The 4,407-nt window shown below is 66.7% G+C and carries 5 protein-coding genes and 1 pseudogene; 1 reads left to right on the top strand and 5 read right to left on the bottom strand.

Going from position 1 to position 4,407, the window contains the following annotated elements:
• Window positions 1-964 (top strand): annotated as a pseudogene (locus L7D48_RS26445) (hypothetical protein); the annotation flags it as partial.
• A gap of 35 nt (window positions 965-999) precedes the next feature.
• Here the strand turns inward: L7D48_RS26445 and L7D48_RS26450 are convergent.
• The 5 genes from L7D48_RS26450 to L7D48_RS26470 all read right to left on the bottom strand — a co-directional run bounded on the left by L7D48_RS26450 (window position 1,000) and on the right by L7D48_RS26470 (window position 4,250).
• Window positions 1,000-1,404 (bottom strand): hypothetical protein, encoded by a 405-nt coding sequence (locus L7D48_RS26450; RefSeq protein WP_237883242.1) that lies wholly within the window; start codon window positions 1,402-1,404, stop codon window positions 1,000-1,002.
• Between the two features lie 695 nt (window positions 1,405-2,099).
• Complete coding sequence (locus L7D48_RS26455; protein ID WP_237883243.1) at window positions 2,100-2,642, bottom strand: hypothetical protein; 543 nt, start codon at window positions 2,640-2,642, stop codon at window positions 2,100-2,102.
• Entirely contained in the window at window positions 2,642-2,860 is a 219-nt protein-coding gene (locus tag L7D48_RS26460) for a hypothetical protein (RefSeq protein ID WP_237883245.1), read from the bottom strand. Before L7D48_RS26460 ends, L7D48_RS26455 begins: the two co-directional genes overlap by 1 nt.
• On the bottom strand, window positions 2,857-3,843 hold the full coding sequence (locus L7D48_RS26465) for an HK97 family phage prohead protease (protein ID WP_237883247.1): 987 nt from the start codon (window positions 3,841-3,843) through the stop codon (window positions 2,857-2,859). Before L7D48_RS26465 ends, L7D48_RS26460 begins: the two co-directional genes overlap by 4 nt.
• Window positions 3,843-4,250, bottom strand: a complete 408-nt coding sequence (locus L7D48_RS26470; protein WP_237883249.1) for a helix-turn-helix domain-containing protein — start codon at window positions 4,248-4,250, stop codon at window positions 3,843-3,845. Before L7D48_RS26470 ends, L7D48_RS26465 begins: the two co-directional genes overlap by 1 nt.
• Window positions 4,251-4,407 lie beyond the last annotated feature (157 nt).

Raw genomic sequence — 4,407 nt, forward strand, 5'->3', positions numbered from 1 at the left:
GTGGAACCCGGCGCCCACCCGACGCGACGGCCGGGCCGCCGGCCTGCCCGGGCTCAGGAGCAGAACGCGTGAGGGTCCGCCGACTCCGTCGGCGGACCCTCACGAAAGATCGAGGCTAGTCAACGGGATAACGCTCGGGATCGCCTCCGGAATCGCAGGAGGCGCCTTGCCTGGGCTTGCAGGGATAATCACTGGCGAACCACCAGAGATAACACTATCCGCAGCCGCATTCGGATCCCTCTTGTCGACTTTCAACATAATCCTCAGCTGGGCCATGGCCAGAGTAAGATATGCAAGAGTTAACCGACCATTCTCAAGCCCGCCCGGCACAGATGTCAACTGGTCCCCTACTCCGTTCATACCCGGAGCAATGAAAGGGTTCCTCTTCGGCGCCGCTTACGGACTCTCAATTTTAGGCATGCTCAAGCTCACACCGGGCTCCGCATTGGAATCCGTAAAAACATCCACACTAGTCCTTTTCTTTGGAATTTCATCCGCAATCACGCTTGGAATAGCAAAAGGTTTTCAAGTGGAAGGACTGAACGCGGATACCGCTATCGACCCAAAGTATCTTATCTCACAAGACAGGAAGACGTTTGCGGTCATCTACTCACCATTCAGCATCACGTCAGGGATAATCTTTGGGGGCTTGGCTTATTCCCTATTTGGAATCTTCAAGAACGGTTTCATCAGTGAATTTTCTGATTTTACTCGACTGAGTATCGGCGTGACATCTGGAGTCATGTTGTCACTTCAGGCTGGACTACTCCGGGCAGCCTGGTCGAATTTCGCAATACTTCAGGCCTACCTGACAGCACGGCACAAAACACCAAGGAACCTGATGGCTTTCCTCCAGGACGCGCGCCAGCGCGGCGTGCTGCGTCAGGTCGGGGCCGTGTACCAGTTCCGGCACATCGACCTGCAACGCCACCTCGCCCAGCAGCCCTGGCCGCCTGCCACGTGAGGCCAGGGATCTGCCCACCAGCAGGCCGACGCCCCTCACCACACCCCGGACGACGGGCACCACTCCCCCGTCACATCGCACCAGGCCCAGTTCCTCCCGTCGTCGGGCTTCGGTGGCCGCGAGGCGGGCACGGCGGCCTGAGCAGCGGTGCCCCGGCGCATCGCGTTGCCCTTCCGCGCCCCGGCCGAGCGGTTGCACTGGGCGTGCTCCCATCCGGCCACCTCGCCCGTGGCGTCGTCGTGGCCGAGGTCCATGGCGGCCGGGTCGTCCATGGGCCGACCGCACCGGCGGCAGGGCGTCCCGACCGCTGCGGCCTTCGTGGTGTCGCGGAGTTTGCGGAAAGCGGCGTCGTACTTACCCCGGCAGGCCGTGCAGCGCCTGGCCGGGCGTCCGGTGCGCTGGTGGAAGCTCACGGAGCAGTCCTGGCAGGTGATGCGCATGGCGTCCATCCTTTCCGTTTACGCCCATCGGGGAGTGTTTCCGGGCCTCCCGTAGGGCCGAAACACAGAGGGAAAAGTAGGCGGGGCGGGCGGGGTGGATAGGCGCGCGAGACCGGCCGTACCCCCGCCCCCCTCTTCTCCCGGACGGCGCGGCGGCCGGATGTGCGAGGAGTCGATGCCCGCGGGCCGAAGCGGCGGTGATTCCTGAACTCGCGACAAATGGGCTGGCGCACCGTTTCCGCCGTCACTGGCGCAGTTCATCGGAGCCGTGAATGACGCACGGCTCATTCGTGCCGTATTGCGACGATGGCGCACTTACTCCAGTGACACATCGGATCGCACGCGCCTTCGCATGGCCGATGCAGCGCTGACAGGATGTTGCATGTGGTGAGGCAAGCTGCATGTCTCTGTCATGGCTCTATCTCTACTACTTGACTGCGGTGTCATGCGAAGACTGCATGTCATTCACTCATGCTCATTACATCAGCACGGTTCATCAAGTAAGCAACTATGAACAGAAGTAAGTAAGTGAACGACTGACAGCAGAAGCTCTGCATTCAGTTCTGCCGCAGAAGAACTGATTCAGTACACAGCAACAACTGCATGAGATGACGCTGTGCACTGATTCAGGGTGAACTTTCACAAGGGAGGACAGGAGACCTGTGTACCGGGCCGGACGGTACCGGGGGGCGGGGTCATCCCGCCTCCCGGTCCTCATTGCGTCCCGCCCGCAGAGCAGCCTCCCGCCGGTGTTCCAGCCGGGACAGCCGGTCCCGGGCCCGCTTCAGTGCCTCCTCGGCCTCGCCCAGCCGGTCGCGGGCGGCCTCCTCGGCATCGGCGAGCCTGGCCTTCTCGCGGGCCGACACCCGATGCCGCACGGGCACCGCGCCGTCCTGCCGCATGACCATGGTGGAGGTGCGCACCCCTGCCCGGTCGGCGGCGAACACCGCGTCGAAGTGGGCGGACTGGGCGGCGGTGAACTCGGCCAGGGCGGCGTCCACGGCCTTCTCCGCCTCCGCGACGGCCGGGGCGTGCTCGACCATCGCGGCCCCCTCGGCAGGTCCCAGAGGGTCGTAGGTGGGGGCGATCAGGTAGCCGTCCGCGTACTCGTACAGCCCTGCCTGCATGCAGTACTCGCCGATGCGCACGGTCCGGCAGCCGAAGTCGCTGCGCTTGTGGCCGCACCGGGGGCAGGTGCTCCGGCTGACCGCTGCCTTGTTCTCGCGCGGCGTGTGCATCACTCAGCCCTCCCCAGGGCCCGGTCCACGGCGATCCGCTTGGCGCGTTCGACGATCGCGGTCAGGTACTCGGAGTTCTCGATGTCCAGGTTCAGCACGCGGGTGCGCAGCATCAGGGCGGCGTTCGGATGGACCTCCGACAGGTCCCCGATCTCCAGTGCGGCCTGGACCCGTCCCTGAGCTTCCTCGGTCGGGCTGCCATAGGTCTTCTCGGTCATCGCCAATTCCTCTCCAACCATTCGAACTTGGCCTTCTCCTCGTAGATGCGGGCTTCTTCTTCGTCACCGCCGGCGAGGTGCCGCAGCTCGTGAGCGGCGACGCGGTGGGCCTCCGGGGCGTCCAGGGCGCTGTGCAGCCAGATCACGTCCGGCTCGGCCTTCGGGCGGCAGCGGCCCAGCAGCGGCCTCAGCGAGCGGAACTCGACGTGCCCCTCCTCGTCCTCGGCCGAGAACCACTTGACGCGCACGTCGGCGGGGAGTCCCAGTTCCTCGCCGTACCTGAGCACGGCCGCACGGGCGGCGTCCTTCGTGCCGTCCGGCACCAGGGAGTCGAGGTCGCGGGAGTACCCGACGCCGTCGCGGCGGAGCATGGCCTCGTGGAGGGACAGCAGCTCCATCTGCGCTGCCTCGCAGTGCATGGCCCGCTCGTTGCGCTCGGCGATCTCGGCCAGCTCCTCGCGGTCCAGCCGGGCCTTGATGGCGGCCAGCTCGGCGCGGGTAGAGCCGCGCCCCTTCAGGGCGAGCAGGCCGGTGCCGATGGAGGCGGCCTGGATCACCGGGGAGACCTCGCGGACCTTCACGCCGGTGATGAACCGCGTGGGGCGGCCCTGGGCGTCCTTGCCCATGTGGGACTCGATGGAGTCCAGCGACCAGGAGAACTCGGCGAGGTCGCCCAGCCCTTTGAGTATGGCGTGCGCCTCGCGTCCGGCGGCGGTGTCGAGGAACAGCCGCCCCGACAGTCTGGCCTTGTTGCCGTCCACGTAGATGCGGCCCCGGCCGATGGGCCGGGCTCCCTGCCAGGACGAGTGGTTCCAGTCCGAAATGATCACCGGCCCCGAGCCGATCGCGCCGGGCTGGACGATGTCGCCGTCGTGGTCGCGCACCCCGAGGGTGGCGAAGACGGCCTCGATGGTGCCGGATGCGCCGCCGCCGGACCGCGCGGCCTTGACGCTGACCGAGCCGCGTGTGGTCTTGTGCTCCATCACGCCTCCTCCTTCCTGTTCCTGCGGGCCGCTTCGAATTCGACGGCCGTCGGATCGAACCGCCAGCCGCCCCGGACCTTCCGGCCGCCCAGGTTGCTTTCGGCGAGGTTCCGGATGTGCCGTTCGCTGAGGCCGAGCCGCTGGGCCGCCTCGGAGACCGTCATGGACGACTCTGGCCCGGCCGCGCCGGTCGGCGTTTCCGCAGTTCCGCTCACCGTTGTGAGCTGCTGCGATGCGTTTCCGGCTGCTGCGAGCGCGGCAATCGAGGCGTCCAGCTCGGCACGGGCCTGCGGGTGCACCGCGTCGAATCCGCCCCGGCGCATGTACGCGCGCAGCGCGGTGGCCATGAGCAGGGCCGTGTAGCCGCCGACGATGACCGACTCCTCGGTGATGCGGTGGGCGCTCATGTCGGCCTCCTGCGCAGCGGACAGGACCGTTCGTGCACCCCGCCGGGCATCGTGCAGAAGGCACAGGCGCTCTCCGGGGGCGTCAGCGGCGTCCTGGGCGGCCTGCACGGCTCTGGTGCGGCCAGCTCGTCGTCGGCGGGGTCTGCGGGGCCTGACG

Source organism: Streptomyces sp. ICN903, assembly GCF_022015835.1.
Lineage (GTDB): Bacteria > Actinomycetota > Actinomycetes > Streptomycetales > Streptomycetaceae > Streptomyces > Streptomyces fenghuangensis.